The sequence below is a fragment of the Actinokineospora sp. genome, from assembly GCF_050699995.1.
Taxonomy (GTDB): domain Bacteria; phylum Actinomycetota; class Actinomycetes; order Mycobacteriales; family Pseudonocardiaceae; genus Actinokineospora.
In genome coordinates this window covers 1-2370 of the sequence record NZ_JBOHGC010000422.1, presented here as the reverse complement: position 1 = coordinate 2370, position 2370 = coordinate 1, and the positions used below count along the sequence as shown (strand labels likewise).

Genomic DNA, 2370 nt, shown 5'->3' with positions numbered 1-2370 from the left:
GGCGTGTTCGGCCTGCGCGGCGGCCGCGCACGGCCGGGACGTGATGGCCGGTGCGCTCGTTTGCCTGGCTGCGTCACGTCAACCGCTCCCCTGCTTCGATGCGGATGCCGCGCGCCCAGTCGGTCGCCTGCATGCGTTTTTTCCCTTGTGCCTGTACTTCGCCCAGCGTCAACGGCCACGTGGCCGTCCCGACCAGGGTGCGCTTGCGCTCGACGAGCAGTTCACCCGGGGCGAGATCCCCTTCGGCCCTGCTCATCGGACCGAGCTTGACGCGCTCGCCGCGGAACTCGGCCCACGCGCCCGGCTCGGGCGTGACCGCGCGGATACGGCGGTCGACGGCGAGGCCGGGAAGCGTGAAGTCGACCTTCGCGTCCTCCACGGTGATCTTGTGGGCATAGCTGACGCTGTCGGCGGGCTGCTCGCGCGCGACCAGCTTGCTGTCTTCGATGCCGTCCAGTGTGGACAGCAGCAGACCGGCGCCCGCGACCGCGAGCCGGTCAAGCAGCGCGCCGGAGGTGTCGTCGGGGCGGATCGGCTCGGTGAGCACACCGAAAACCGGGCCCGCGTCGAGTTCCTTGACGATCTGGAACGTGCTGGCTCCGGTGATCTCATCGCCGTGCCAGATCGCCGCCTGCACGGGGGCCGCGCCGCGCCAGGCGGGCAGCACGGAGAAGTGCAGGTTGACCCAGCCGCAGCACGGAATGTCCAAAGCGGACTGCGGCAGCATGGCGCCGTAGGCCACGACCGGGCAGCAGTCCGGCTCGATCTCGTGCAGCCGCGCCTGGAACGCCTTGCTCGACGCCTTGACCGGGCTCAGCACCTCGATGCCGTGCTCATCGGCCAGCGCCGCGACAGGCGAACGCACGAGCTTGCGACCGCGGCCCGCGGGTGCGTCCGGCCGGGTGACGACCGCGGCCACCTCGTGGCGGTCGGACTCCAGCAGGGCGCGCAGCGACGGCACGGCCACCTCGGGCGTGCCCGCGAACACCAGCCGCATCAGCGGGCCCCGAAGAGCGGGTGCGGGCTCTGCTTGAGCGTGGGCACGGCGCCGTCGAACCAGTCGGCGTTGCGGATCTCGCGCATCGCGAGCTTGCGGGTGGCGTCGTCGAGCCGGTCGACGAACACCACGCCGTCGAGGTGGTCGGTCTCGTGCTGGATGCAGCGGGCCAGCAGGTCGGTGCCCTCGACCTCGATGGGCTCGCCGTGCATGTTGAACCCGCGCGCGACCACGTTGCTGTGGCGGCGGCAGTCCCAGGAGAAACCGGGGATGGACAGGCAGCCCTCGGGGCCGACCTGGTAGTCCTCGCCGACCGAGGTCCACACCGGGTTGATCATGTGCCCGGCGAACCCGTCGCAGTGGTAGGTGAACACCCGCAGCCCGACCCCGAGCTGCGGCGCGGCGATGCCGGCGCCGCCCTGGGACTCCATCGTGTCCCAGAGGTCCTTGACGAGGTTGTGCAGCTCTCGGTCGAAGTCGACCACCTCGGCCGCGGGCGTGCGCAGCACGGGATCCCCGAAGAGCCGGATCGGCTGAACGGTCACAAAGCTCCTTCGACGTGCGGGCGGTCGTCCCAGTGTATTCAGCTCCGATGCAACGCATCACCGTTCGTTGAATCCCAGTGATTCTTCCTGCTTCGCTGACCGTCGCTCCGGCTGGGGTCGGAGTCTGATGTGGTCTCGACAGGCGTTTCGTCTCTCCGGGGAACTTCCCGGCGAGATGACCATGTCAACCCGCATCCGCGAGCATCGCGGAGAGCAGGTTGATGGCGGCGTTGCAGTCCCGGTCATACACAGCGCACCATCCGAAACCGATGAAGAACTTCACGTATGAACACCACGGATCGCTGATGAATGCCTCACCAGGTGCTACCTCGGAGCGGTCCAGGTCAGATCAGGTCGAGTGGGTCGAGTTGGACGCGCAGGGGGTCGGGTTCCTTGCGGGCGGTGCGGATCGCTTGGGCCTTGGCGAGGGCGGTCGCGAGGGCGCGGCCCTCCGCTCGGGTCACGCGGATCAGGGCGCGTTCGCGGGCCGCCTGGCCGTTGACGTCCGGGTCGCCCAGGGGGACCGGGCCGAGGACTTCGCCGGTCGGGGGCAGGGGGAGGTCGTCCAGGAATGCGGCGAGGGCGCTGGGGGTGCCGTCGACGGAGGCCATGCGGACGGCCGGGGGGAAGCCGAGTTCGGTGCGGGCGGCGACTTCGCGGGACGCGTGCCAGACCGGGTCCCAGCGGACCAGGGCCTGGATGGTGGGGGCGGCGGAGTCGGCCATCACGACGACTCGGCCGCCTTCGCTCGCGGGTTTCACCAACGCGGAGGCGGTCATCCAGCTGCGCAGGGCTTCCTCGGTGGCGCGCAGGTCGGCGCGGTTGAGC

At 70.2% G+C, this 2370-nt stretch carries 2 protein-coding genes and 1 pseudogene; all 3 read right to left on the bottom strand.

Features of this window, described 5'->3' with window-relative positions; all coding sequences use genetic code 11:
* Positions 1-73 precede the first annotated feature (73 nt).
* Positions 74-997, bottom strand: coding sequence for a methionyl-tRNA formyltransferase (gene fmt, locus ACRDSQ_RS20830; protein WP_431423376.1), 924 nt, complete (start codon positions 995-997; stop codon positions 74-76).
* Positions 997-1542 (bottom strand): peptide deformylase, encoded by a 546-nt coding sequence (def, locus tag ACRDSQ_RS20825; RefSeq protein WP_431423375.1) that lies wholly within the window; start codon positions 1540-1542, stop codon positions 997-999. Before def ends, fmt begins: the two co-directional genes overlap by 1 nt.
* A gap of 344 nt (positions 1543-1886) precedes the next feature.
* Positions 1887-2370 (bottom strand): annotated as a pseudogene (locus ACRDSQ_RS20820) (primosome assembly protein PriA); the annotation flags it as partial.